Origin of the sequence: Mesorhizobium sp. M0152, assembly GCF_040322415.1 — a bacterium.
Lineage (GTDB): Bacteria > Pseudomonadota > Alphaproteobacteria > Rhizobiales > Rhizobiaceae > Mesorhizobium.
Map to the genome: position 1 here is coordinate 72446 of NZ_JAMYTH010000006.1, position 24117 is coordinate 96562.

Below are 24117 nucleotides of genomic sequence, written 5' to 3' on the forward strand. Positions count from 1 at the left end.
GAGTGTCACCGCCGCCCTGGCTTCAAATCAGGTCAGAATAGCCACGATGGTGTACGAGTTCGGATCGACGATGACAATCCTGCCGTCGGCCAAGACGAAATACTCGTAGGCTTCATAGGCGGGCACGATCTTGACGATCCGCTTCGGAAGCCGATGCAGCCGCACCTTCTTCGGCACCGTAACGCCGACCGATATGTCCACGCCGATGTCGGCAACAGGCTCGACCTTCGTCTCTCTGATCACGTTCGTGATTTCGGTTTTTTGCTCGACGGTCACGTTGTTGATCGAGGCGGTTGAATTCTGGTCGGTGGTGGTTCCGGTCTTACCTTGCGCCTGCTGATCCGTCGTGGTCGCTGTCTTACCTTGCGTCTGCTGCTCGGTCGTGGTCGCGGCCTTGCCTTGCGCCTGCTGCTCGGTCGTGGTGCCGGCCTTGCCCTGCGTCTGCTGCTCGGTCTTGGTGCCGGCCTTGCCTTGCGTCTGCTGCTCGGTCGTGGTGCCGGCCTTGCCCTGCATCTGCTGCTCGGTCGTGGTGCCGGCCTTGCCTTGCGTCTGCTGCTCGGTCTTGCCATTCTTGCAGTTGGTCGAGCCGGTTACGCAATTGCCGGATTCATCCGATTGCGTCGCTCCACCGGACTGCTGAGTCTGGGCGATTGCCGCTCCACATCCGACGCCGAGCGCCAACACACTGGTGATCAGAATGGTCTTCATGAGAGTTCTCCTTGAAAGGTCGTCCCTCTCGGCGCGAACTCTCCCCGCATGGCTTTGTTCCACCTCAAGCTAATATATCTGAAAGTTGGAACCGACCGCGGTTTGAGCAGTTCGGGCACGGGTTGCCCGCGGCCGGCATTCCGCTGGCGAGAGGTGGCTCCGACGAACGTTCGATGGAGAAACACCGATGAAAACATATCTCATAGGGACAGCAGCCAGCGTGCTCTTTCTGGCGGGTGCCGGTGCAGTTGCCGCACAGGATGTGGTGATCCAGCCGCAGGAGGAAACCGTCATCAAAGAGTACGTGAAGAAGCAGCCGCTTGCGTCGATCCAGGTTCCGGGAGTGGAACTCAATCTGGGTTCAACGTTGCCGGACACCGTTGAACTTCACGAAGTTCCCGACGTGAAATATCGTTATGTGGTCATCGACAATCGGACGGTTCTCGTCGACCCCAGCACCCGCAAAATCGTGCAAGTCATTGAGTGATCCGCAGTCTCGCCTACAGCCTGTTCGGCGCCAACCGGGCCGCGATTGCATATGCTGCGAACGACAGGAAATTCCGAGACTGATCGTCCCAACCGATGTCCGCCGCGAACGGCGGCGGACACCGCCATTGTCGCGGTGCCGCTCGCCAAGGCCATCAATCGCCCTCGCCCGGGTATTCTTGGGCCTTCAGCAACGCGGCCAGATGGGCCGCATTTGACGCCGCCATTTCAATCATCTTCACCATCGGTTCCGGTGTTCCAGGCAGATCGACGTAATTGGTATCGCCCATTGCTTGGCCCACCCAGTAAACGCCGCCATTGGCTGGCAAGGTAAAGCCGACATCATTCAGTGCTTGAAAGCATGCGGCGTGACATGCATGCGCGCCGTCCTCGTTGCCGACGATCGCCACCAACGCGACCTTGCCGCTGGCCGGCATCCGGCCCTTCTCGTCGGTCTCCGACAGAAACGCATCCATGCGTTCCAATACACGTTTGGCCACGCTAGACGGTTGGCCGAGCCAGATCGGCAGTCCCAGCACGAAGATATCGGCCTCGGCGATCTTCCGACGCAATTTCGGCCAGTCGTCTCCCTTGCCCATGTCCGACAGCACGCCGGGCCTGATGTCGTGGTCCAGCGCTCGAGCGATTTCCGCGGTGACACCGTGCGGCACCATCGCCGACAGCAGATCGGCAAGCAGCCGGTCCGTGGACGACGGCTCCGCATCCCCAGGCATTTTCAGCGTGCAATTGAGCGCGAAGGCCTTAAGTCGCATGAGGTGCTCCTGTGCGGGTTCTCAGCCCAACCGGCGAGGCCCAAACCGCGCCCGATAGGACGAGGCAACACAATTGTCGCTCCGCGACGACTTCGGCCGTCAGCGGCCCCGCATAACGCTCGCCAATCGCGGTCAGCCCGTAGCGTGAATTGGCGGCTCCTCGTTCTCGTCGGGGTTGGGCAAAGGCGTCTCGTCCGGCAGCCCTTCCGGGTCGGGCTCCTCGATCGGGTCGGGCTTCCAGTTTGGTGCCGGCATGGGCGCATCGCGATTGGGGTCGGGTTCTCTTGGCCGCTGCATCGAAATCACCTCCGTTCAGTGGAGACAACTCGTCCGCCTTGCCATGGTTCCTGGCAGAATCCACGCCATTGCCGGACCACGCATCGCCAGCGACCGCAATGCGCTATCGACAGTTTTGCAAATCCTTCGGAACCGGTCCGATTTTGAAGCCGTTGTTTTTGACAATGACCGAGGAGAACCGTCGTGAACGATAAAGCAGCAGATTTGGACAACACCTTGCCGCAAATAGCCATCGACGATCGGCAGGTAGCGCAGTTGGCGGCCACGGCCGATCTGCCTTCGAGGCAGGCCCGCGAACTGGTGCGCCGCCACGGCAACGACCCCAAGAAACTCGAAGAACTGGCGAAATCGATCAGCGCCGCGAACTGAACTCCTGCCAAAAGCTACAGTTGTACCGGTGCCGCTTCAGATCTCGATCAGGGCGTAGGGACGGCCACTCGGCTTGGCCACATGCATGGCGACGTTGTAGACCTTGGCTCCGCCGGGCGTTTGACCCTCGTAGGAGCCGCGATGGGCATGACCATGCACGACCGCACTGACCTGAAAACGATCGATTGTTTCCGCCAGGCGCGATGAGCCGAGAAACGGGAATATCTCCAGCGGCTCCCCTGCGACGGTCTCGATAATTGGCGCGTAATGGAGGATCACCAGCGTCCGTTTCGCGCGGACCTGGCGCATCGCGTTTTCGAGTTGCATTGCCTCGTTCACGCTTTCCGCGACCATCGCCTTGATCGCCCGTTCGCCGAACGAGCCAAGCATGCGCGACCCGAAGCCGCCAATGAAACCCTTCACTCCGACAAAACCGACCTCTTCGATTTCGACCGCCTGCCCTTCGAGGAGATGAACATCCGCCTGGCGCAGGATGTTCGTGACGTCTTCCACCGCGTCGGACTCATAGTCGTGGTTGCCAAGCACACCCACCACCGGGATGGAGCAGTTGCGCAGATCCTCGGCCAGCAACTCCGCTTCACGCGGCTTGCCAAGGTTGGTGAGATCTCCCGTGAGGACGAGAACATCGGCCTGGCGCGATATTTCCCCAAAAAGATCGCGATACGAGGCCTGAGCGTCTTCCCTGACATGCAGATCGCCCATCGCGGCAATTTTGAGCGTGCGTGCGCCGTCGGTTGGCGTGGCGCTCTCGTTGCGATCAGCCATCACGAAATTCTCCTACGCCGCCAACGCCGGCAAAGCCCCATTCCTTGACGTCGATTTCGTAATCGGTTTGCGAAAGCAGGCGCCCGCGACAGATCTTCATCCGGGGGGCCGGCAATTGCCTTTGCTTGCCGAGGCGCTCGAGCAGTTCATCGAGCAGCCACGCCGGAACGTGGTCTCGCTCGCTCGGATAGATCCATCTGAAATTGAGAAGCTGCATCAACAGCAGCTCCCAGTGAACCTCCAGATAGGAAAGCAGCCTGTGCCAATCGATCTGCTCGTGCGCCTTGAGAATCGTATGAGCTACGTCGGCTCCGTCGTGGCGCCCTCTGTCCTGGATGAAGCATTTGGACCAGATCAGCTCGGTCGGCCCGATGATCCTCACCCTGCTGCCCAGCAACTCCGTCTGGCGGGCGTGTTCCAGCCACCCGTCGCCGACAGGCATCATGCCATTCGCAGAGCCGAATATGACGTCGAAGAAATGCGTGCCCTTGAAAACTTTCCCAAGCCACCGGTCATCCACGATTTCGACCGCGTATCCAAGCACCTTGAAATGGGCAAGGATACGCGCGAAGTCGCCGGCCTTGCAGAAGATATCGAGGTCCTTGGTCTGGCGGGCGACGCCTGTATAGGCGCTCACCGCATAGGTTCCGGCGACGAGAAAAGGGATGTCCGTGGCGGAAAGCTCGCGGATCGCCTCGGTGTAAAACACCTCCGCCTCGGCGTTCTTGAGCGTAGGCGCCGCCTTCGCATCGATCGTGGGAAGCGCGACCAGAACGTTCTCGGGTAAAGGACCATTGGTCATGAAACGAGCGACTCCGAATCCGGTCCTAGGGTAACAATGTAGACCCGGCCCGGTTCCGCCGTGCAGCGGACGGGCCAGGATTCATCGCCGCGATGATGTGGGGACGTCCTGCGGATTCAATGCCGCCGTGCGGCGCACAATCGAGAGCCCACCTCGATTTTCGGGACGGGCTCGCCGGGATTTGCGGACAGTTGCGGTTAGCGGTTCTTGTGGCTCTGTTCGCCGGCTCTCACATGCTGTTCATGAGTGCCGCCACGCGTCCTTGAACCATCGCCCTGCTGCCGCTGGCTGTCGCCCGCCGCCTGCTGTTGCTGGCGGCCCTTGTCCATGTTCTTGTGGCTCTGCTGGCCGGCCTTCACATGCTGTTCGTGGCTACCACCTTGATTGGGCATTCTTCTTCTCCTTTGCAGTCACGAGAGGCGATAACCGCCTCCCTTGGATTAAAGAAATTGCCGCGGGAACGTTCCCAGACGTAACATTTCGTGAAGGGGGTCCGACGCGTGCGGCGTTGAACGCACTTCCGCAACGGGAAAGCCGATCGGGCGAATGACGCCAGTCACAGGGCCAATCAGCCAGTCGCGGCCGGGCCGCACTTGCGGCGGATCAGAACTTGCGGCTTAGATATAGCGAGCCTCGCAATCCAAACCGCCACTCCGCCTCCGCGGCCTTGGAAAGGCCGATTCTGCGTCCGATCAGCAGAGCAGGATCAGACATCGGCCGCGGCATGAATTCAAAGGGCAACGCATCGAGTGGCGCCCCATCGTAGGAGGCATCCACGCCGAGCGCCTGACAGAGGCGTCCAGGCCCCGAGCAGAGCAGGCGAATGTCATCAAGTCCGCGATTGGTCCGCATTGTTTCCAGCCCCGATTGGGGCTCGATTGCACGGACGAGGACCGCGCTGCCGGGAAGGCACACGGCGTTGAGGCACCAGTGCAAACCGTAGGAGCGATAGACATAGGCTGTACCTGGAGAACCGAACATCGCCTGATTGCGGAGCGTTTTGCCGCCAAAGGCGTGTGATGCCGGGTCGTCAGGGCGATACGCCTCGGTCTCGACGATGGTTCCGCCGACCCCATGCAACCGAAGCGTCGCGCCAATCATGTCGCGTGCCACAAGGTAGGCATCACGATCGAAAAAACTGCTTATTGGCAACACTGCATCCTGAACCGGCGAAGAGAACGAACCCGCCGCACCGAAACAGCTTGGTGCCACTCAGGAACGACGGGCGTCAAGGCATGACGGGAAGTGCCCAGGGCAACGACTCCGGGCAGCTGGCAGCACCGCCGGTGTTGGCCGTCTCGGGCCATTTGCCAACCTGAGTCGGAGCCGTGGGGAACTGCCCCCGCGAGGCTTGTCTGTCGTCAGGGCCGGTTGGTCACGCGGGTGCTGTCGCCGCGATCGGTCCTGTCGCGAGCATACTCGCCTGCATTGGCATCGAACCTCGTCCAGCCGCCGGCTTCGTATGTCCTGCGACGCTCCTTCAGGTCGACCGACCCGGACTGTCCAAGAATCTCCTCGGCGTTGAGAGCAAGCTCATCCTCCACCTTGGCGGTGACCAAGGTGCCGCCTCGGCGTACGCCCTCCGCATAGACGTGGGCATCGGTTTCGGGCACGCCCGATCCTGTCAGGCCGCCGACAATTCCACCGGCCGCGCCCCCCGCTACCGCACCGGCAACCGCGCCGGTGGCCGTGGCGGTAAGCCACCCGGCCGCGACCACGGGTCCGACGCCCGGAATGGCCATGACGCCCAACCCTGTCAGCAGTCCGCCGGCACCGCCGATCACGGCCCCTATTCCTGCGCCACTGGCAGCATCTTCAGCGGCTTCGGAACGATTTCCGTCGTACCAGCCATCGGCGTTGTTGGCGACGATGCTGATGTCCGACGCCGGGATTCCCGTCGCTTCCAGTTCACCGACCGCGTCGGCCGCATCGTCGTAATTGTCGAACAATCCAGTTACCGTTTTCATTTGATCTCTCCTTGCTCAGTTGCTGCTGGCGACGACGTTGCCCTGGTAGTCGAGCCCAACGGCGAAGCTTGCACCTGCCTTGCTCGCTTGGCCGCGCCAGATGCCCTGGTTGTCCTTCGTAAGCTTCGATACGTTGGAATAGCCCGCATCCTCGATGCGGCTCTTCGCCTGCGTCTCGGTGAAACTATTTGCGCCGGGGACGAGAGTGGCGGCGTTGGGAGTGTTCGTGGTCTTCACCGCGGGCGTTGTCGCTCCAGTGATGGAATCCTGCGCGGCGGCGATCTTTTCAATCATCTCCCTATGCAGCCTCAGCGTATCGACCGTCTGCTGGGCGAATGTCTTGAGGGCCGCGTTGTCGCCGTCCCGGGCATAGGTTTCGAACAGCTTGACGGCATCGGCGTGCGCCTTGCGCTGCATGTCGACATAGGCTGGATCAATTGGGCCTTGCGCCTTCTGAAGCTTGTCCAGATCGCCCTGGTGTTGGGCGTCGAGCGCCGCCGGCACTTTCAATTTTTGTTCGCCGGCAACCGCCTCCAGCTTGGCGTTGGCCGCGCCATGGTCACGAATCATCGTTCGCGCGAAATCCTTGACGCTTTGATCCTGAGCCTTGTCTTGGGCAATCTTGCTCGAATCCACTTCGAACTTGCCGCCCGCAGCGGCCTTATCGACGAAATCCTGCGCGCCGTCGGCAGCGAAAGCGGGCATTGCGAGAACAATGGAAGCAGCGGCGAATGAGGCAAGAAGGTGTCGCGTTTTCATTGGCTTTGTCCTGTCGGTGCGCGATTTCGCGGACCGCCCTAACAAGTCGAAAAGCCCTTTGTTCCGACACCGAGATGTGCCGGAGCGGACGGCCGCTGTGGGACAATTTGCCGGCTCCCGCCCTTCAGGACGAGAAGCCTTGCGACGTCGCCAAAAAGCTACTCGCAAGAAAAATATCTCGCGGCGGGAACAAATCCGCGGCTGCGCGATTGGAGGAGTGCTCTGCCGCGATGCGGCCGGTCTGCTTTCGCGGGGGGTGCCGTGCGTACAGGACATTTCAGAAAGCCAATTGTCATCCAGCCTGGCCGGATAGACCGCGACAGGGTCGTGGTTTCGGTGCCGGACGCAGCTCAAGTGCTGCTGCGCGACTGGCCGAAACCAGCATGCGCCAGGCGTCTCGCGGCAATCGAAGCGTGCCTTGCCGTCATGCGCGGCGAGAAACCGCCCAGGGTTGCACGACAAGCGTTCATTGTCGCGGCCAAGGACGCCAGAATCCTGCTCAGCGATCAGATCTAGATGGCCGAGTTCGCTCCGGCGGCATACGAAGATGCTCGGCATTCATTTCTCTGGAGATGATCATGGCCAAGGTTCCCAAATCCAGTCTTGCCGCGACCAGAGGTGAAATTCAGGCGGGCGCCACGCGCGACAAGACGCCAGGATTCGACCCTGCGGTGGCACCTCTTGAGACGGATGCCGAAGCGGCCGATACCCAGAACCCGATCGCGGATGAGAAACATACACGCCAGCCAAAATTCACGAACGATGCGACTTTCGCCAATGCGATGCGGCCGGTGGCGAGCGAGCCTGAACTTCAGCCCCGCAGCAATTGGCCGCTGCTGGTGATCGGAGTTGTCGTTCTGACGGCAGCCGCGGCCTTTTTGGCGGCAAGCATACTGCGCTGAAGCCTTCACGGCGGTGCGCCGAAACGGGACCGCCCAATCATCGGCCCTACCTGCCGGTTTGACCAGGACCGGGATTGCCGTTCATGCGCGGAAGCTCCGTCATCGGACGAAGCAGCCTTGGCCGTGCCGGATCGGAGATGTCGAGCATGTCCCAGGGAACGCGATACAAACCCTCGCCGCGGCGCAGCCGAAAGAAATCGAGCACCGCCGTGCCGATGGCGGAAGCGGATAAACGCTCGAACGCAGCATAGACGCCGATATGGAATTCGGTCACCACGAGATCGTCGCCGTCCTGCTCGGCGTGTATCTCCTCGATGTGACCGATGCTTTTGCCGCGCTGCGAGAGCACGCGGCGTCCTGCCAGATGTTCGAGGTTGACCGTGGTCATCATCAAGCTCCCGGGATGCGTCCGATGACATGATCGCGCAACCAGTCCTGCCAGGCGAAAATCGACGTCTCGCGGACATCGATATCGAATTGGATATCGACGCCGATATCTTGCACCTTGTTCCACGCTATCCGGTGCGGCTCGCCATGCCGCTTGCCGCCCAGCCTTGCCGCGAGTTGCGCCGTCCAGCGCCCGGGCCGCGCCCCAAGACGACGGGCCAGGGTGATGGCGCCGAGCTCGATCGCAACGATTCTGGGCGGCTTGCCTGGCCGCAATTCGGCGACCAGCCCGTCGACCTTGCCGATCTTGACCTGCTCGCGGTCGACCACTTGCTTGTCGAGGATATCGCGCAGCAAATCCATCATGTGCCTCCGAATATCTGCAAGGGAATGGTCACGACGGCGAGCACGAAACCGAGCGCGATGATGAAGATGACCGCGGCATTCGAGATGACGCCGTTGCGGTGCTCGCCGACATAGCGCTTGTCGTTCAGCAGGAAGAGGAAGGGAACCACGCTAAGCGGCAGGCTGGCGGCCGTCAGTGCCATGGAAAAGATGGTGAGCCGCAGCGGATCGAGGCCGAGCGCGATCGGAACGGCGGCGAGAAACGTCGACAAGGTGTAGACGCTGCTGAACCCCGGATTGTCGCGCGGCTTCTGGTTCTCGCCCCAGGTCCAGCCGAAACCCTGCGCCACCAGATAGGCTTGTTGCAGCCCGACTTCGAGCGCGGCGCCGAAGCAGGCGATGGCCAGCGAGGCGACGAACAGCACAAAGCCCCAGAAACCGAATATCGGAATCAGCATCAGCGGCAATTGATGATAATCGTCCACCTGATCGATGCCGTTCGTCGCGAGCACGAGAGCCGCCACGATCAGCACACTGACCGAGATCGTGCCACCGAAGGTCATACCCAATCCGGCTATGGCCCGATTGGCTCCAAGGTAGCTTTCGTCCCACTGGTCTTCGATCGCGCCCGAGGAATAGAACATGAACAGGTAGGGCGATATCGAGGCGCCGAGAATGCTGACTGCCATGAACCAGTAAGTGGCCGCGTCATGCGCCGGCAGAGTAGGCACAGCCCCCGTCGCGACCGCTCTCCAGTCGGGCTTCAGCATCACCGCCCCGACGACGAAACACAACGTCACCAGACCAAGGATCGATACGCCTTTCTCGATGAAGCCGAACGTGCCTTTCCACAGCAACAGCCATGCCAGAAAGGCCACCGGCAGAGCCCACCACTGGAAGCCAATGCCGGTGGCAAGTTCGAGCGCGATGGCAACGCCGCCAATCTCGGCGGACATCACCAGGAAATTGACAAGGAGGATTGCAACCAGCGGCCAAAGAAAGGCGGTGAAGCCAAATCTTTCCCGGATTCCGTCGGCGATGGTGTGATGGCTCACGGCGGCGAACCGTCCGGCCATCTCGACGAGAAAGATGATGCAGATGGTGCCGAGAACCACCGCCCAGATCAACTGAAAACCAAAGGCTGCACCCGCCTGGGCCGCCGTCGCCATCGATCCGACTTCGAGGAATCCGCCAACGCTGGTAACGACGCCGAGCGATATTTCCAACAGCTTCTTCATGGCTTCGGCGCGAAGTATCTGGCGTAGGCGGCGGCGAGCGAGCGCGAAGCTGCCCGAACATCTTGTTGCGCCTCTTGCACGTCCGGGCGACGGCCCGCCAGCACCCCTGCCCGAGCGCGCGCCACGGCGACCGACATGTCCTTGACCGCAGCCGCCAAGGCGGTTTGCTCGCCGAGTTCGGCAAATCCGGCCGATCGGATCTGCGCGTCGATGTCGGTAAGGGTGTTGCCGACCGATTGCAGTGTATCCGAAGTGTATGCGGATGGTGCCGTCCCTGCCATCCAGCCATCGAGCGTCATGGAAACGGTCCGCGCCGCGGAGGCGGCAGTGCGTGATTGCTGCTCGATCGGGTCGGAGGGCGAGCATGCAGACGACACGGCCATGAGCAACAGCAGGACGGCGCAGTCGAGACCAAGATGACCGCCTCGAAAGGCTACAGCAGGCGTTCGGTGCGCCACGCGAATGGTCTCCCCCGCCACCTGAACGAAACAGTGTCAGGCGCGCCACATTGATTTAGAGCGCCCGGTGAGCCCGTCAAATCGAAGCCGCCAATCAGTGGTGGTCAGCTAAAAGCCCGCGGGGAGCTTTGTGGTACGGCCTGAAAGCCGCAGCGGAACAAAGCATCGATCGCCGGATTAAAAAGCACGAGGGAGGCGCCACTCTAAAGCGGCAAGCTCACAGCCGGACTGATGTACGGACGTCTGACAGGAAGGATACCCAATGCCTCGTCTCATCGCCTGGATAGTCATTGTGCTGATCGTGGTGTTCGCGGCCTGGCTGTGGTTCGGGCGCGAGCCGACCGGGAACGGCGGGAGCCAACCAGCCCCTCATGCAATAGACCAGAACGGCTAAGCCGGACGATCTGTTTCGGTGCCGGTTTGAGGATGGTCGATCCTGTACTCGCGGATCAGGCCGAGAATCTGGACTCTGACCGTCTCGCGCGCCTCGGGCTGGACGAAGGGCATCAGCCGTTCGACAGTATCGGTGACCGCCTGCGGGAGGTCCGCAGCCGGATCGGTCAGCTGGCTGCCATGCTCATAGACATTCTCCGTCAGCTTCTTGTCGAGATCGGAAAAGAACCCCATCATCGTACTCCGGACCGGTACTCTGCCCCTTCAACAGCCGGACCTGCAGAAATGTTCCGCAGCAGACACCGGCATTCCAGCCCGGCTGGGACGTCATGCCCGATGCACCGCGATCGGTACGAATTGCTGCAATCGCGTCAGCGCAATGTTGTCTGGCCGGGATTGCCTCGCCTTGCTTTCGGCGGGATCAGTCGGCCGGCGTTGGCCCGCAACCCCCTGACGAACTCCTCCACATAGGGGAGCAGTTCGAAAAGCAGGATCACGGTCATCACGCAGGCGATGTAGGTCACGGGCAGCTGCTGCGATTTCCAGACAATTTCGAAGCGTGCGGTTTCCGGCCCTGCCCCGAACAGGGCGAGAAACTGGCCCCAATGAAGCGAAACGACGCTGACCAGCCCCATCAGCGGGATCATTTCCAGGAAGCTGTGAACATGCTGTTCGACCGGCGCGACGGTACGCGCCGTCGTGGCGTAGCGCACGTCCCATATCGCCGTCGCCTCATGGACGAAGAAGGCGACGATCATGACGGCGATCACCAGGGCATTCACGTCGAGGAACATGGCGGCCAGCAAGGGTATTCCCACCTCGGCGAACATCAGCAGATGGATCAGGGATTCCTTGGCGCCGGTCGTCGATTCGATGTGGGAGGCTCGATGACAAAGCCAGTCGGCAAATCCGGCTGCCAACCAGACTGGCAGCACGAAATACATCAGGATCAGCACGGTAGGATCGGACAGCATCTTCCCCTCTTCGCATCGGTGGGCCGGGAGCCACTCCCTGTCGGAGCTGGCCCTGTTGCTATCGAGCCGCTGCCTATGGCTGCCGCGGCATCTCGGTATTTTCGTTCGGATTTTTCTTGATGCCGGCGGCCGGCGAAGTGTCCTGCGGGGCGTTGCCGCCCTGGTTCTGCTCGGGCGCCCGTTTCAATGGCGAGGTGCGCCAGCCCATGTCGGCATAGAGGAAGCCTATCAGAAAGCCGATGATGACGATTGCCGCTATCACCAGCGAAATCACTGCGTTGCGTCGCTCCATTGCCCGCCTCCTTCCCTTGCCGAACAGCCAATCATGAAAATAGTTCCACAGGCGGACCGCGATCGGTGCCGCCGAACCTTGGAGATTGACGCCGGTCGAAATTGATCACGCGATGTCCCGAATTCACGGACGCGCGGGAACAATCAAGGGCGGGCCGGGTTCGGTATCCGTGCTTGCGAGGACGCCGTCCATGAAACCCGCCGTAGCCGATCGCATCGAAACGAAGAAATACGATCACCCGACAGGAGGATGGGGATCGCTGAGGTCATTGGTCCGCAAGGCATATGGCGAAGGCCTGCTTCTATCGGGAATATGGAGCACGCTGCTCAAGCAGAACAAGGCTGATGGCTATATGTGCGTCTCATGCTCGTGGGCGAAGCCGGCCGAGCCGAGGCCCTTCGAATTCTGCGAGAACGGCGCGAAGGCTACCATCTGGGATCAGACCAAGCTGCGCTGCGGCCGCGATTTCTTCGCCCGACATACGGTCACAGAGCTGCTCGACTGGCCGGACCGCGACCTGGAAAAGCAGGGCAGACTTACGGATCCCTTGCGCTACAACGCCATCACCGACCGGTATGAACCGGTCTCCTGGGATGACGCCTTTGGCGAGATCGGGATGGAGCTTCGGCGGCTCGATCCGAAGTCGGTCGTTTTCTACACGTCCGGCCGGGCCTCGCTGGAAGCCTCTTTCATGTATCAGCTCTTCGCGCGCATCTACGGGTCGTCGAACCTGCCGGACTCGTCCAACATGTGTCATGAATCCACCTCGGTCGGCCTTCCCGAATCGATCGGCTCGCCCGTTGGAACCGTGCAGCTCGACGATTTCTCCAAATGCGACATGATGTTCTTCTTCGGCCACAACACCGGGGTGACGGCGCCGCGGCTGCTGCATCCGTTGCAGGACGCGCGTCAGCGCGGAGTGCCGGTATTCACCTTCAACCCGTTGCCGGAGCGAGGGCTGAAGCGGTTCAAGAATCCGCAGGATCCAGTTGAGATGCTGTCGCCCGGCCCCGGCACCAAGATGTCGAGCGATTTCTTCCAGATCCGCGCCGGCGGCGACATCGCCGCCATGACCGGCATTGCCAAGGCGGTACTGGCACTCGATGACGCTGCGAGGAACCTCGGCGCCCCGCGTGTTCTCGACACCGATTTCATTGCGGAGCACACGCACGGCTTCGCCGAATTCGAGGCCTACCTGCGCGCCACCAGTTGGAAAGACATCGTTCAACGGTCTGGCATCGCGCGGACAGATCTGGAGCACGTCGCTGAAGTCTATGGCCGTTCGGACGCGGTGATCGGCAATTACGGCATGGGTCTGACGCAGCATCGGCATGGCACCGAGAACGTCCAGATGCTGTGCAATCTGCTGCTGATGCGCGGCAATATTGGTAAGCCAGGCGCCGGCATTTCGCCGCTGCGTGGCCATTCCAACGTTCAGGGCCAGCGCACCGTCGGCATATCCGAAAAACCCGAACTCGTTCCGCTCGACAAGTTCGCCGAATTCTATTCTTTCGAGCCGCCGCGCGAGAAAGGCCTGGACACGGTCGAGACTTGTGAAGGCGTGATCGCCGGCTCGGTGAAGGGGTTTGTTGGCCTGGGCGGTAATTTCACGCGTGCCGTGCCCGAAACCGGCCTGGTCGAGAAGGCATGGCGCGGACTTGGCCTGCATGTCGAGATCGCGACCAAACTCAATCGAAGTCATCTCCTGCCGGGAGCAGTCACCTATCTGCTGCCTTGCCTGTCACGGCTGGAAAGAGATCATCAGGCTAGCGGCGATCAAACAGTTTCCGTCGAAGATTCCACCGCCTGCATCCATGGCTCCTTCGGCTCGCGCCCCCCCGCTTCGCCCAATCTGCTGTCGGAGCCGATGATCGTGGCGGAACTGGCCAAGACCACGGTGCCGGGCATGAGTTCGATCCCGTGGGATGACTGGGTCGCCGACTATTCTCGCATTCGAGACGAGATCGAGCGTTGCTATCCGCAGCATTTTCGACAGTTCAACAGGCGGTTTCTCACCCCCGGAGGGTTCCACCGCGATATCAAGGCATCGAAACGCGTTTGGGAGACCCCCAACAAGAAGGCCAATTTCAAGCTGCCGACGACGCTTGAAGCAAATCCCGATATCGATGTCACTGGCCGCAATGTGCTTACGCTGATCACGGTGCGTTCGAACGACCAATTCAACACCACCGTCTATGGTTATGATGACAGGTTACGCGGCATCCACGGCACCCGCATGGTGTTGCTGATGAATGAGGCGGACATCCAGCGGTTCGGGCTGAGCGCCGGGCAGGAGGTCGATCTCGAAACCCATGCCGATGACGGCGTGGAGCGGCGCGTACGCGGCCTACGCGTCACGCCTTATTCGGTGCCGGAGGGCAATTGCGCCGGTTATTATCCGGAACTCAACCCCTTGGTTCCGCTGTGGCATCGGGCCAAGAAGGCTCACGTTCCAGCGGCCAAGTCGGTTCCAGTCAGAATTGTCAGCCAGGCAGGCCGGGTTCAAAGGGCAGGCGCAGGCCACGCCTCGATGTCGCCAACCAGATGATTGAAATGGGCGATCGATAATCGGGCCTTGGACGGTATCCAGCCCGAACGACTGAAACTAACCGCCAGAAGGCTTGGGAGATGCCGGCTGGCTTGGTTGGGTGCCCTGTTGATCCCCGCCGGTCGTGGTCTGCGGGGTTGGATTCGTGTCTGTCGTCGGGTTTTTGTCGACCGGCTGGCTGTTCGTCGTATCGGTCTTGGACTTGACCGGATCGGCGTTGTTGTTGCACCCAGCCAGGGAGATCAGAGCCGTCAGCGCAAACAAAGCCGCTCTCATCCCGGTCCTCCTTGGTCGGATGCCGGCAACGCAGCGTGCCAGTGCCCTTTCCGGTCGAATCGCACCGAAAGGCCCTGTTTGAAGGCGCTCCGGGCCAACATGTTGTCCAGTTCGGTATCCTCGACCGGGCTCCGCACCACTTCCCGAATGGCCTTGCAGGCCAATTCCGTCGAGACGAAATCGTATCTTCTGCTTCTGGCGAGAACGTATTGTTCCACCAGCATCTTCACGCGCCTGAGCGCGATTTCTTCGGCGTATTGCATTCTGTTGCTCCTGCGCGCCGAACTGCCGGACCCGCGGGTTGTTCCCGCTCGAACCAGAAAACCTGCCGCGCTGGAGTGACAAAGCTGCCCGCGCTATCCCTGGCACCGCAAACAACGCCATCGACAGCGTCGTTGACGGCTGCGGAACTTTCGACAGTGCCGGCGATTGACCTTCGGAACATCCACGGGCCAGAGGAGATATCGTCATGGTCAACGACAACTCCACATCCAAACCCGCCATCCGCTCGCCGAATGCCGGCGGCCTGCCGCATCCAAAACGGGATGCCAGCGATACGGATGCAGGTGCAAAACCGCCAACGCCAAAGACCGCCGGAGCGCCCCGGCCATCAACCGTTCCGCTCGACAATCCCGTGACCAACCGCAACGCCGGCGCGCGGCGTCAGTCGGGCACCACACCGCGGCCTACCGACAAGCCAGTGGATTGAGCGGCTACCCTTGGGATAATGGCGGGATAAAGGCCTTGCGAGGCGGCGCGAGGAGATCGGCCACCGTGGCCAGAATGGCGGCTTCGATTGCGGGCTTCGGCACGTACTTGCAGTCGTGGAATGGGGCCGGAACGTCTCGCTCTCCGAATCCGGTCATGAACGCGAAAGGAATGCCGCGCGCCCGCAATGTCTCCGCGATCGGCAGACTTGTTTCATTGTTCAACTGAATATCCAGCAATGCCACGTCGATTTTATCTGTGTCGACGAGTTCGAGGGCCGCGATTACAGACGGGACCGGGCCGACCACCTGGTAGCCTGCGGCGCGCAGGCCAGCCGCGGTATCCTCCGCGATCAGCCATTCGTCCTCGACGATCAGAACGCGCGGACTATCGTTCACGACCCCTCCTTGTGATTTGCCGGGAACAGGATCTCGACGCTGAGACCATCCTTAAGGAAGGCCGTCTCGACCTTGCCGCCAAGCCTGTAGCCGATCTCCCCTTGCAACAGGGTCAGGCCGAAGCCGGTGCTCGCGGGTTCCTTGACAGCGGGGCCGTCTTTCTCCCGCCAAGCGAGCGTGAACACGTCATCGTCACTCGACCACTTCACGACCACCTTGCCCCGAGGCTTGGACAGAGCGCCATATTTGGCCGCATTGGTGGCCAGTTCATGGATGGCCATACTGAGGGAAAGCCCCTGCTGCGGGCCAAGTTTCACCTCTTCGCCTTCGAGTTCGAACCGGTCGATACCAAACGGTTCGATTTCCTGGTGAAGCAACTTCTTGACCGAGGCTTCCTTCCAGCGTTCCCGGGACAGCAGGCCGTAGGCCCGTGACATGGCATGTAGGCGGCCGATAAGCGCCTGTGCGAACTCCTCTTTCGTTTCCGAACTTTCCCGGGTGCGATTGGCGATGCTGACGATGACCGCCAGCATGTTCTTGACCCGATGGTTGAGCTCCGAGATGAGCACTTGCTGATGCTCTTCCGCCTGCGCCAGGACGGTCACGTCGACCAATGTCACCACCACGCCCTGGATCCTGTTGCTCTTATCCCGATAGGGATTGATGTGGACCATGTGGAACCGGCCCTTGGTATCGCGCGCGAGGTGATGGTTCAGGGTCTCGCCTGTCTCGAATACCTTGTCGATATGCGGCTTCAACTGGGGATAGTCGAGTTGGCTCGACAGATCCGTCAACGGACGGCCGACGTCGGAGGGACGCAGGCTGAAGAAGGACGAAGCCGCCGGGGTGAAGGTCCGCACCACCAGATTGCGGTCGAGGAAAATGGTTGCGATCTCAGTGCTCTCGAACAGATTGCGCAGATCGCTGTTAGCGTGATCGAGTTCCTCTATCTTGCTGGTCAACTCCGCATTGATGGTGTTGAGCTCCTCGTTGAGCGACTGCATCTCCTCCTTCGAGGCTTCAAGCTCTTCATTGGTGGATTGCGCCTCCTCATTGACCGAGACAAGTTCCTCGTTCGACGACTTCACCTCCTCCAGAGCGGTCTCGTATTCCTCGATCGTCGATTGCAGGCGCTCTCTTGTGTCGCGCAACTCCCGTTCGAGATCGGCTGTGCTGTCGCTTTCGCGGCTCTCGCCATCCATGCCGGACCGGGCCTGCACTGGGCCTGACGGTTCGAACAGGACGAGATAAAGCGGTTCACCATTGTCGCGCTCCGCCAGCGGCTCGATCGTGAGCTTGATCGGCTGGACCCGTTCGCCGTCCTCCTCGACGGTGAGGTTTTCCCGCACGACGGTACGGCGTGTCGTCGTCGCTTCCCTGAGCGCGGCGCGCAGGTCGAGCCTTAGCCCACGGCGCGCCATGGTCAGCAACTGCCGGCTGGGTATGCCTTGCGGTGCTTCGAGATATCTGCCGGTGCGGGCGGAATAATAAACGACGTCGCCATCGCCATTGACCAGTACATGCGGTGGCGCGAAACGCTCGAGCACCTGCGCCTCGACTGCCTGGCGAAGCGGATAGCCAGGCGCTCCCTTCCTGGCGCCGGTACTTTCGTGCGGGAAGGCGCCCGACCGGCCATCGCCGATCAGCACCGGCAGTCTGACATGCGGCGACGCGTGTTCGCGCGCCTGGAAGATGCGATGTTTCTTGTCGACAGTGGCGAACAGATCATCGTGCTGGCCGACGCTTTCGGATGTGCCGAGGAAAAGATAGCCGCCGGGTTTCAGTGCGTAATGGAAAACGGGGATTACGCGATTTTGGATGCCTGTGCCGAAGTAGATCAGCAGGTTGCGGCATGAGACCAGATCCATGCGCGAGAAGGGTGGATCGCGAATGACGCTGTGAGGCGAAAAGATGCACAGCTCCCGAATTTCATTGCTGAGCACATAGCTCTCGCCATCATTGTTGAAGAATCGCTCCCGGCGTTCGGGTGAAAGACCTTTCAGCAAGGCCTCGGGATAACGTGCGGCGCGCGCCACCGCCAGCGCCGGTTCGTCTATATCGGTAGCAAATATCTGGACGCGCGGTGCCGCCGGAAGCTTCTCCATATGCTCGCGCAACAGCATGCCGATGGAGAACACCTCCTCGCCGGTGGCACATCCGGGCACCCAGACCCTGACGGCATCGCTGGCGTCCTTGCCTTCGAAAAGCTGCGGTACGATCAGGTTCTCCAGCACTGCGAAGGCCTCGGGATCGCGGAAGAAATTAGTGACGTTGATCAGCAGGTCGCGCAACAGGTTCATCACCTCGCGAGGATCCTCCTTCAGCCATTTGATATAGACGCTGATCGACTGAAGCTGAGCGATCTGCATGCGCCGCTTTATGCGACGCAGGAATGTCCTGGTCTTGTAGCCGGAGAAATCATGGCCCGAGCGGCTGCGCAATATGCCGTAGATTTCGTCGCGGACCTTGTTCAGCTCCGCCGTTTCGTCACTGTCATCGTCCGCCAGACCGTTCAGCGTGTCGAAGCTGCGGGCGAATGCGTCCAGCTTCGCCCCGATCTCCTCGGCGGGCACCGCTATATCGACGAGCCCGCTGGAAATCGCGCTCTGCGGCATGTCGGGGTTGCGCGGACCGTAGCCGTCGGACATTTGGGCGACGGTGAGCCCGCCCCGCTCCTTGATCGCCTTGGCCCCTAACGTGCCGTCGGAATCCCCCCCGGACAAGATGACGCCGACAGCGTACTCGCCCTGGTCCTCGGCAAGCGCACTGAAGAAGATATCTATGGGTTTGCGCTCCTGGCTGAACCCATTGGGCCGCCGCAGGTGCAGAACACCCCTGTCGATGGTCAGAACGACGTTCTGCGGCATCACATAGACATGGTTCGGTTGAACGGTCATGCCGTCCTCGATCACCGCAACCGGCATTGCCGTGTAGCGCCTGACAACCTCATGCAGCAGGCTTTCCCGTTTGGGGCTGAGATGCGTGATGATGACGAATGCCATGCCGGGTTGACCGGTCACTCCCTTGAACAGACCCTCCATGGCGGGAATCCCACCAGCGGACGCGCCTATTCCCGCGATGGGAAATCTCTTCAACTGCGTTGTCACGGCATGCCCCCGCTCTCGGCCAGCCCGAACACGGAATCCTCTCAAGGACCCGGCTGGACAGGACATGAGGATATAGCGCGCGGGAGAGGCGGAACAAGTCGGTGGGGATGACGTTAATCCGGTGCCCATGGTGTTCCAATGACAAGACGTCCTTCTGAAATAAGGCTCGGGACGCAAACCACGTCAGCCTCGCCGGAATTGCTCGACCATTCCGATACGGGACCCGTGCCGGACCGGATGCTGGTGCTTGCGAAACGCCTGCAGGTCGCGGTGGATGACAGATGTCGGCAAGCTCGGGCTGTCCATGCTAAATCCCGATCGAAGAAAGGATGACGAGATGCACGATCTGCGGGGTGTGCATATTCTGATCGTCGAGGACGAATGGATGCTGGCAGGCGATCTTGCGCGATATTTCAGCAATATGGGCGCTATCGTACTTGGTCCCGCGGCGACGATCGAACAGGCATCCGTTCACACCGAGGCGGCGGAGGCTGCAATCCTCGACGTCAATCTCAATGGCCGTCGGGTATTTCCGATCGCCGACGAGCTGATGCGTCGCGGCGTGCCGTTCGTGTTCTTTAGCGGCGATAGCGATATCGCCATTCCCCAGCATCTTCGCTATGCCAGCAATTTGCGAAAGTCCTCTGGCGGCCAGGCTGTATTCAATGCCCTTTTCCCGACGCAAACGTCGGGCCGGGTGGCCGGCCCCGCGCCAAATTCGTCTGACGACGTGTTTTCGCTTTTGCCCAAACTGCGGCTTGCGGCGCGCCTTTTGCTCGGAGACGTCGATGCCTCGGACCGGCTGGTCGAAAGGACGCTCGAGCGAGCGATCCAGGACATTGACCGCAGGCAGGCCGGCTTGTCGACCGAAGACTGGCTCAACGGCATCATGAGGGACGTGGCGAAATCCAGCGGCGCAAACCTCTTGCATTGAGTTTCACCTTCCGAGCCGAAGCTCCCTTGGCTGAAACGACCAAGCCCACCGCGCCATGAACCTGCCCGTGGCGTAGCTGCCCTGCTGCGAGCAAGCAGGACGTCATCAAGACCAGTTCGGCCGGTTGGCGGCCTGCTCCGATAGCTGTAAATTCAGTTCAAGGCCGAAGCGCTTGGGTCATCAATTGTTCCACCGCATCGCAAACATTTCGCAAGCCCGGCAGCCTGCCTGATCAACTCTTCTGGTTACGCTCGACGAACTTGTTGAAACGGCTGGCTTTCCCGCCGCCGGTCTCGTCCTGGTAAAGAAAAGCCAGGTCGTTCTCATCGAATATCCGGAAGAATTCATCCCATTCAATGGGCTCGAATGCCTCCTCGGGCGCGCCAAAGTCGATCCGCAGGATGCCGCCCTCGCCCTTGGTCCGTACCACTGCCGGCCTGCCTTCCCTCTCCTCGGCCCATTTGCGTATCTCGTCGTGATTGGTGGTCGTCCGTGATTGCGACATCGAAATCTCCTCTCGGTCTCGGTCTTCGCCAATTCGGCGGCGGCAAGTCGTGCTTCCTAACAGCACGGAAGCAGCAATGTTCCCGAACGGCGGGGCTGGTCGAGGGGCGTTTTCCTGCTCCTGGAAGACATCAGCCGAGGAACTTTGTTGAAGCGCGGGAACAAACCTTTTGCCAAAAAGTTCGGAACGCCAAGGCCATTTGCCCGAGGAGTTGTCGTGAAACGCATATTGGTTACAGGGGGCTGCGGTTTCATTGGCCGCCACGTCGCCCAGGAACTCATTGAGCACGATTATTCGGTATGCATTCTAGATGCGCTGCTGGAACAGGTGCACGCGGGCGAAGCGGTCAGCCTTCCCGCCGGAGCCGAATTGATCAAAGGCGACGTTCGTGATCGCGAAGCCGTCGCCAAGGCACTGGCAGGTGTCGACGCGGTCATTCATCTGGCCGCCGAAGTCGGCGTCGGCCAGTCGATGTACGAAATCGCCCGCTATGTCAGCACCAACGATCTCGGCACCGCGACGCTGCTTGAGGCGTTGATCAAGCAACCGGTCGAGCGGATCATCGTCGCTTCGTCGATGAGTGTCTATGGCGAAGGCCTCTATGCCACGCCCGATGGCCGGCGCATCGACAATGCCCGGCGTCAGGCGAGCGACATCAAAAACGGCCAATGGGATCCTCGTTCGCCGGACGGTGAACCCCTCTCGCCATTGCCCACGGACGAGGAAAAGCCGGTCGATCTCGCCTCGATCTACGCGCTCACGAAATACGCGCAGGAACGCGCCGTGCTTATCTTCGGCGAAGCTTACGGCATTGATGCGGTCGCGTTGCGCCTGTTCAACGTGTTCGGCGCCGGGCAGGCGCTTTCGAATCCCTATACCGGCGTCTTGGCGAACTTCGCCGCCCGTCTCGCCAATGGGCAACGGCCAATGATCTTCGAGGATGGCGAGCAGAAGCGTGACTTCGTTCATGTACGCGATGTCGCCCGCGCCTTTCGCCTGGCGCTCCAGCAGCGCCAGGCGAAAGGCCATGTCATCAACATCGGCAGCGGCCGGGCTTATACGATCAGCGAGGTCGCCCGGCTGCTGGCCGAGGCCATGGGAACGCCGGACCGCTCGCCCGAACTGCTCGGCAAGGCACGTTCCGGCGACATTCGTAACTGCTTCGCCGATATCTCCAAGGCGCGTGAACTGCTCGGTTTCGAGCCGCGGCAGAAACTGGAGAACTCGCTCGACGGCTTCGTTGCATGGGTGCGCAACACCGGCGCCGTCGATCGCGGCGCCGACATGAAGCGCGAACTCGAAGAACGCGGATTGGTGTCATGAGACCGGGTACTCGCAACCGTCGCGAAGCCCCCGTCGCCGTCATCGGCGGCAGCGGCTTCATCGGGTCCAACCTCGCCGACAGCCTGTTGTCGGACGGTGTGCCGGTGCTGGTGATCGACAATCTCAGCCGCCCTGGCGTCGAACAGAACCTCGAATGGCTGGCGCACAAGCATGGAAGCCTCCTTGCCGTGGAAACCATCGATGTGCGGGACTCCGTCGCCCTGGCGCCGGTGTTGCGGCGATCCAAGGCGATCTTCCACCTCGCCGCGCAGACCGCCGTCACGACGAGCCTGGTTCAGCCGGCCGAGGATTTCGACATCAACCTCCGGGGAACTTTCAACGTCCTGGAGGCGGTCCGGCGGAGCGGCGACCCCATCCCGGTGATCTTCGCCAGTACCAACAAGGTCTATGGCAGTCTCCCCGACGTCGCGGTTCGCGACGAAGGCGACCGTTGCGTGCCTTGCGACCCCGCTATCCGCGCCAGTGGCATCGACGAGACCCGCGGGTTGGATTTCCGCACACCCTATGGCTGCTCGAAAGGCGCGGCCGATCAGTATGTGCTCGACTACGCCAAGTCCTACGGCATCCCGACAGCGGTCCTGCGCATGAGCTGCATCTACGGCCCGCGTCAATTCGGCACCGAGGATCAGGGCTGGGTCGCGCACTTCTTGCTCAGCGCATTGTCAGGACGGCCGATCACCATCTATGGCGATGGCAGGCAGGTGCGCGACATCCTGCACGTCGCGGATGCGGTTGCGGCCTACCGGGCCGTGCTCAACCGGATCGAAACCATCAAGGGTGAGGCGTTCAATCTTGGCGGCGGACCGGAAAATGCCCTCAGCCTGCGCATGCTGCTGAGCGAAATCAGCCTCCTGACCGGTCGAGAGCTATCGATCCGCTACGAGGGCCAACGGGCGGGCGACCAGCCCTACTTCGTCGCCGATACAACCAAGATCAAAACCACGCTCGGCTGGAAGGCCCATGTCTCCTGGCACGAAGGTGTTCGCGACCTCACCGATTGGCTGCAGCGCCATCGGCTGGGACCGCAGCCCCAAGCCGTGAGGTACGTCGCATGAAAATCGCCCTGGTCAACCCGTTCTGGACCTACGACGACAGCATCTATTTCGGCTGCCGCCAACCGCATTTGCCGCTGGAACTCGGCTACTCGAAAGCCCTGCTCGAAGCAGCCGGCCATGAGGTGCTCATGTTGGATGGGCAACTTCAAAAGCTGGACAATTCCGGTCTTGCCGAACAAGTGGCTGATTTCGAACCGGCAATGACCGTCGTCACTACCGCGCCGACCTATCTGTTCTGGCGCTGCGCACCGCCGGAGTTGCGCGTCCCGGCCGATTTCCTTAACCGTCTTGCCGGACGGGGCGGACGCACCGTCGCTGTTGGGCCGCATGGATCGGCGACGCCGGCGCCGACATTGCGCAAGCTTGGCGTCGACATCGTCGTCCGCGGCGAATGCGAGGGGATCGTCGCGGAACTTGCCCGGCGCGACGATTGGAGCGCGGTGACGTCGACCGCCCATATCGAGAATGGGAAGGTGATCTCAAACGGCGGTGTCCACGCCAGTTCGTTCGTCGATCACCCGCCGCTCGAATGGCCATCGGAGTGGATCGCCGCCCACTCGCATCACCATCACAGGTTCGACGATGAACAGGTGGGTTTCGGCGCGGAGGTCGAGGCGTCGCGCGGCTGCCCGTACAATTGCAGCTTCTGCGCCAAGATGGATTTCCGCGATGCCTATCGCCGCCGGAAGCACGAGTTGGTCGTGACCGAAATAGATCGCCTGATCGCGCAAGGGGTCGGCTACATCTACTTCATCGACGAGATCTTCCTGCCACAGAAGGCCTTGCTGGAGGCATTGGTCGATCGCGACGTGAAATTCGGCGTGCAGACCCGCATCGATCTGTGGAAGCCGGAGTTGCTGGAATTGCTGGGCGCCGCCGGTTGCGTCTCCATCGAAGCGGGCCTCGAGAGTTTGACGGTCGAGGGCCGGGCCATGCTGGCGAAGCGCTGCCGGCTGGGCACCGAGGAACTCGCCGCTCTGCTGGTCGACGCGAGACGTCACGTTCCTTTCGTCCAGGCCAATTTGATCGGCGTCGTCGAGGATGACCCTGCCCTGGTCGACTACTGGCGGAAACACCTGATCGACAACGGCGTATGGGCCAACGAACCGGTGCCTCTCTATCCTTATCCGAGTTCACCCAGCTATCGCGAGCTTTGGGGCGAGCCCGACGACCTCGCCTGGGAACGGGCGCATGACCACTACCTCGCATCCTTCCAGACGTTCAGCGACATCCAGGAGAAGCGCCCGCGTCCGCTGGCGGAGCTGGAGGCCACATGTTGCGGACATTGACCCCGCGCTCGCGGCGC

General features: G+C 61.3%; 32 protein-coding genes. 11 read left to right on the forward strand and 21 right to left on the reverse strand.

Annotation, left to right across the window (positions count from 1 at the left end):
• Positions 1 to 27: 27 nt before the first annotated feature.
• A complete protein-coding gene (locus tag NKJ26_RS08800) occupies positions 28 to 708 on the reverse strand; it encodes a DUF1236 domain-containing protein (RefSeq protein ID WP_352694947.1) in 681 nt (226 codons plus the stop codon).
• Between the two features lie 187 nt (positions 709 to 895).
• Between NKJ26_RS08800 and NKJ26_RS08805 the strand changes: the two genes are divergently transcribed.
• Positions 896 to 1195 carry a DUF1236 domain-containing protein gene (locus NKJ26_RS08805; protein ID WP_352694948.1) on the forward strand — a complete coding sequence of 100 codons (300 nt, stop codon included), beginning with the start codon at positions 896 to 898 and terminating at the stop codon, positions 1193 to 1195.
• A gap of 154 nt (positions 1196 to 1349) precedes the next feature.
• On the opposite strand, the gene NKJ26_RS08810 is transcribed toward NKJ26_RS08805, so the two are convergent.
• On the reverse strand, positions 1350 to 1967 hold the full coding sequence (locus NKJ26_RS08810) for a flavodoxin family protein (RefSeq protein ID WP_352694949.1): 618 nt from the start codon (positions 1965 to 1967) through the stop codon (positions 1350 to 1352).
• A 132-nt stretch (positions 1968 to 2099) separates the two neighbouring features.
• Positions 2100 to 2264, reverse strand: a complete 165-nt coding sequence (locus NKJ26_RS08815) for a hypothetical protein (RefSeq protein WP_081689674.1) — start codon at positions 2262 to 2264, stop codon at positions 2100 to 2102.
• A gap of 183 nt (positions 2265 to 2447) precedes the next feature.
• Between NKJ26_RS08815 and NKJ26_RS08820 the strand changes: the two genes are divergently transcribed.
• Positions 2448 to 2633 carry a hypothetical protein gene (locus tag NKJ26_RS08820; protein ID WP_352598412.1) on the forward strand — a complete coding sequence of 62 codons (186 nt, stop codon included), beginning with the start codon at positions 2448 to 2450 and terminating at the stop codon, positions 2631 to 2633.
• 36 nt (positions 2634 to 2669) lie between these two features.
• Here the strand turns inward: NKJ26_RS08820 and NKJ26_RS08825 are convergent, their stop codons facing one another.
• The 6 genes from NKJ26_RS08825 to NKJ26_RS08850 form a co-directional block, all read right to left on the reverse strand.
• The gene (locus NKJ26_RS08825) at positions 2670 to 3419 is read right to left on the reverse strand and encodes a metallophosphoesterase family protein (RefSeq protein WP_352694950.1); all 750 of its coding nucleotides are present in this window, start codon (positions 3417 to 3419) and stop codon (positions 2670 to 2672) included.
• Entirely contained in the window at positions 3412 to 4221 is an 810-nt protein-coding gene (locus NKJ26_RS08830) for a nucleotidyltransferase family protein (RefSeq protein ID WP_352598414.1), read from the reverse strand. The genes NKJ26_RS08825 and NKJ26_RS08830 overlap by 8 nt, the downstream gene beginning before the upstream one ends.
• 197 nt (positions 4222 to 4418) lie before the next feature.
• Complete coding sequence (locus tag NKJ26_RS08835; RefSeq protein WP_352598415.1) at positions 4419 to 4613, reverse strand: hypothetical protein; 195 nt, start codon at positions 4611 to 4613, stop codon at positions 4419 to 4421.
• Between the two features lie 211 nt (positions 4614 to 4824).
• Entirely contained in the window at positions 4825 to 5373 is a 549-nt protein-coding gene (locus NKJ26_RS08840) for a DNA-3-methyladenine glycosylase (RefSeq protein ID WP_502899451.1), read from the reverse strand.
• Between the two features lie 209 nt (positions 5374 to 5582).
• Positions 5583 to 6188 (reverse strand): general stress protein, encoded by a 606-nt coding sequence (locus NKJ26_RS08845; protein ID WP_352598418.1) that lies wholly within the window; start codon positions 6186 to 6188, stop codon positions 5583 to 5585.
• A 15-nt stretch (positions 6189 to 6203) separates the two neighbouring features.
• On the reverse strand, positions 6204 to 6947 hold the full coding sequence (locus NKJ26_RS08850) for a DUF4142 domain-containing protein (RefSeq protein WP_352598652.1): 744 nt from the start codon (positions 6945 to 6947) through the stop codon (positions 6204 to 6206).
• Between the two features lie 336 nt (positions 6948 to 7283).
• Between NKJ26_RS08850 and NKJ26_RS08855 the strand changes: the two genes are divergently transcribed.
• Together NKJ26_RS08855 and NKJ26_RS08860 are read left to right on the forward strand one after the other, a co-directional pair.
• Positions 7284 to 7463, forward strand: a complete 180-nt coding sequence (locus tag NKJ26_RS08855) for a DUF982 domain-containing protein (RefSeq protein ID WP_502899464.1) — start codon at positions 7284 to 7286, stop codon at positions 7461 to 7463.
• A 62-nt stretch (positions 7464 to 7525) separates the two neighbouring features.
• Entirely contained in the window at positions 7526 to 7849 is a 324-nt protein-coding gene (locus NKJ26_RS08860; RefSeq protein ID WP_352598419.1) for a hypothetical protein, read from the forward strand.
• A 46-nt stretch (positions 7850 to 7895) separates the two neighbouring features.
• On the opposite strand, the gene NKJ26_RS08865 is transcribed toward NKJ26_RS08860, so the two are convergent.
• The 4 genes from NKJ26_RS08865 to NKJ26_RS08880 are packed head-to-tail and all read right to left on the reverse strand — an operon-like array spanning position 7896 to position 10118.
• Positions 7896 to 8237 carry a hypothetical protein gene (locus tag NKJ26_RS08865; RefSeq protein WP_352694951.1) on the reverse strand — a complete coding sequence of 114 codons (342 nt, stop codon included), beginning with the start codon at positions 8235 to 8237 and terminating at the stop codon, positions 7896 to 7898.
• 2 nt (positions 8238 to 8239) lie between these two features.
• Complete coding sequence (locus tag NKJ26_RS08870; protein WP_352598421.1) at positions 8240 to 8599, reverse strand: hypothetical protein; 360 nt, start codon at positions 8597 to 8599, stop codon at positions 8240 to 8242.
• Positions 8599 to 9819, reverse strand: coding sequence for an NRAMP family divalent metal transporter (locus NKJ26_RS08875; RefSeq protein ID WP_352598422.1), 1221 nt, complete (start codon positions 9817 to 9819; stop codon positions 8599 to 8601). Before NKJ26_RS08875 ends, NKJ26_RS08870 begins: the two co-directional genes overlap by 1 nt.
• Positions 9816 to 10118, reverse strand: a complete 303-nt coding sequence (locus NKJ26_RS08880; RefSeq protein WP_352694952.1) for a hypothetical protein — start codon at positions 10116 to 10118, stop codon at positions 9816 to 9818. The genes NKJ26_RS08875 and NKJ26_RS08880 overlap by 4 nt, the downstream gene beginning before the upstream one ends.
• 421 nt (positions 10119 to 10539) lie before the next feature.
• Here NKJ26_RS08880 and NKJ26_RS08885 point away from each other — a divergent pair, with 421 nt between their 5' ends.
• A complete protein-coding gene (locus NKJ26_RS08885) occupies positions 10540 to 10671 on the forward strand; it encodes a hypothetical protein (protein ID WP_352598424.1) in 132 nt (43 codons plus the stop codon).
• On the opposite strand, the gene NKJ26_RS08890 is transcribed toward NKJ26_RS08885, so the two are convergent.
• From NKJ26_RS08890 to NKJ26_RS08900, 3 genes are all read right to left on the reverse strand, one after another.
• The gene (locus tag NKJ26_RS08890; RefSeq protein WP_352694953.1) at positions 10668 to 10904 is read right to left on the reverse strand and encodes a hypothetical protein; all 237 of its coding nucleotides are present in this window, start codon (positions 10902 to 10904) and stop codon (positions 10668 to 10670) included. The genes NKJ26_RS08885 and NKJ26_RS08890 overlap by 4 nt on opposite strands.
• Positions 10905 to 11041: 137 nt before the next feature.
• On the reverse strand, positions 11042 to 11644 hold the full coding sequence (locus tag NKJ26_RS08895; protein WP_352694954.1) for a diguanylate cyclase: 603 nt from the start codon (positions 11642 to 11644) through the stop codon (positions 11042 to 11044).
• 73 nt (positions 11645 to 11717) lie between these two features.
• A complete protein-coding gene (locus tag NKJ26_RS08900; RefSeq protein ID WP_352598427.1) occupies positions 11718 to 11936 on the reverse strand; it encodes a hypothetical protein in 219 nt (72 codons plus the stop codon).
• Between the two features lie 190 nt (positions 11937 to 12126).
• Here NKJ26_RS08900 and NKJ26_RS08905 point away from each other — a divergent pair, with 190 nt between their 5' ends.
• Positions 12127 to 14484, forward strand: coding sequence for an FdhF/YdeP family oxidoreductase (locus NKJ26_RS08905; RefSeq protein ID WP_352694955.1), 2358 nt, complete (start codon positions 12127 to 12129; stop codon positions 14482 to 14484).
• A 57-nt stretch (positions 14485 to 14541) separates the two neighbouring features.
• Here the strand turns inward: NKJ26_RS08905 and NKJ26_RS08910 are convergent, their stop codons facing one another.
• Both NKJ26_RS08910 and NKJ26_RS08915 read right to left on the reverse strand, forming a co-directional pair.
• On the reverse strand, positions 14542 to 14760 hold the full coding sequence (locus tag NKJ26_RS08910; protein ID WP_352598429.1) for a hypothetical protein: 219 nt from the start codon (positions 14758 to 14760) through the stop codon (positions 14542 to 14544).
• Positions 14757 to 15023, reverse strand: coding sequence for a hypothetical protein (locus tag NKJ26_RS08915; protein ID WP_352598430.1), 267 nt, complete (start codon positions 15021 to 15023; stop codon positions 14757 to 14759). The genes NKJ26_RS08910 and NKJ26_RS08915 overlap by 4 nt, the downstream gene beginning before the upstream one ends.
• 206 nt (positions 15024 to 15229) lie before the next feature.
• On the opposite strand from NKJ26_RS08915, the gene NKJ26_RS08920 reads away from it, so the two are divergent.
• Positions 15230 to 15469 carry a hypothetical protein gene (locus NKJ26_RS08920; RefSeq protein ID WP_352694956.1) on the forward strand — a complete coding sequence of 80 codons (240 nt, stop codon included), beginning with the start codon at positions 15230 to 15232 and terminating at the stop codon, positions 15467 to 15469.
• Between the two features lie 4 nt (positions 15470 to 15473).
• Here the strand turns inward: NKJ26_RS08920 and NKJ26_RS08925 are convergent, their stop codons facing one another.
• Together NKJ26_RS08925 and NKJ26_RS08930 are read right to left on the reverse strand one after the other, a co-directional pair.
• Positions 15474 to 15866 (reverse strand): response regulator, encoded by a 393-nt coding sequence (locus NKJ26_RS08925; protein ID WP_352598432.1) that lies wholly within the window; start codon positions 15864 to 15866, stop codon positions 15474 to 15476.
• Positions 15863 to 18973: a CheR family methyltransferase gene (locus NKJ26_RS08930; RefSeq protein WP_352598433.1), complete on the reverse strand. Its 3111-nt coding sequence runs from the start codon at positions 18971 to 18973 to the stop codon at positions 15863 to 15865. The genes NKJ26_RS08925 and NKJ26_RS08930 overlap by 4 nt, the downstream gene beginning before the upstream one ends.
• Before the next feature lie 274 nt (positions 18974 to 19247).
• Between NKJ26_RS08930 and NKJ26_RS08935 the strand changes: the two genes are divergently transcribed.
• The gene (locus NKJ26_RS08935) at positions 19248 to 19907 is read left to right on the forward strand and encodes a response regulator (RefSeq protein WP_352598434.1); all 660 of its coding nucleotides are present in this window, start codon (positions 19248 to 19250) and stop codon (positions 19905 to 19907) included.
• A gap of 232 nt (positions 19908 to 20139) precedes the next feature.
• On the opposite strand, the gene NKJ26_RS08940 is transcribed toward NKJ26_RS08935, so the two are convergent.
• Positions 20140 to 20412 (reverse strand): hypothetical protein, encoded by a 273-nt coding sequence (locus tag NKJ26_RS08940; protein ID WP_352598436.1) that lies wholly within the window; start codon positions 20410 to 20412, stop codon positions 20140 to 20142.
• 216 nt (positions 20413 to 20628) lie between these two features.
• On the opposite strand from NKJ26_RS08940, the gene NKJ26_RS08945 reads away from it, so the two are divergent.
• Genes NKJ26_RS08945 through NKJ26_RS08955 form a run of 3 tightly spaced genes read left to right on the forward strand, consistent with a single transcriptional unit; the run spans position 20629 to position 24100 of the window.
• Positions 20629 to 21735: an NAD-dependent epimerase/dehydratase family protein gene (locus NKJ26_RS08945; RefSeq protein ID WP_352598437.1), complete on the forward strand. Its 1107-nt coding sequence runs from the start codon at positions 20629 to 20631 to the stop codon at positions 21733 to 21735.
• On the forward strand, positions 21732 to 22811 hold the full coding sequence (locus NKJ26_RS08950; RefSeq protein WP_352694957.1) for an NAD-dependent epimerase/dehydratase family protein: 1080 nt from the start codon (positions 21732 to 21734) through the stop codon (positions 22809 to 22811). Before NKJ26_RS08945 ends, NKJ26_RS08950 begins: the two co-directional genes overlap by 4 nt.
• A complete protein-coding gene (locus NKJ26_RS08955; protein WP_352694958.1) occupies positions 22808 to 24100 on the forward strand; it encodes a TIGR04295 family B12-binding domain-containing radical SAM protein in 1293 nt (430 codons plus the stop codon). The genes NKJ26_RS08950 and NKJ26_RS08955 overlap by 4 nt, the downstream gene beginning before the upstream one ends.
• Positions 24101 to 24117 lie beyond the last annotated feature (17 nt).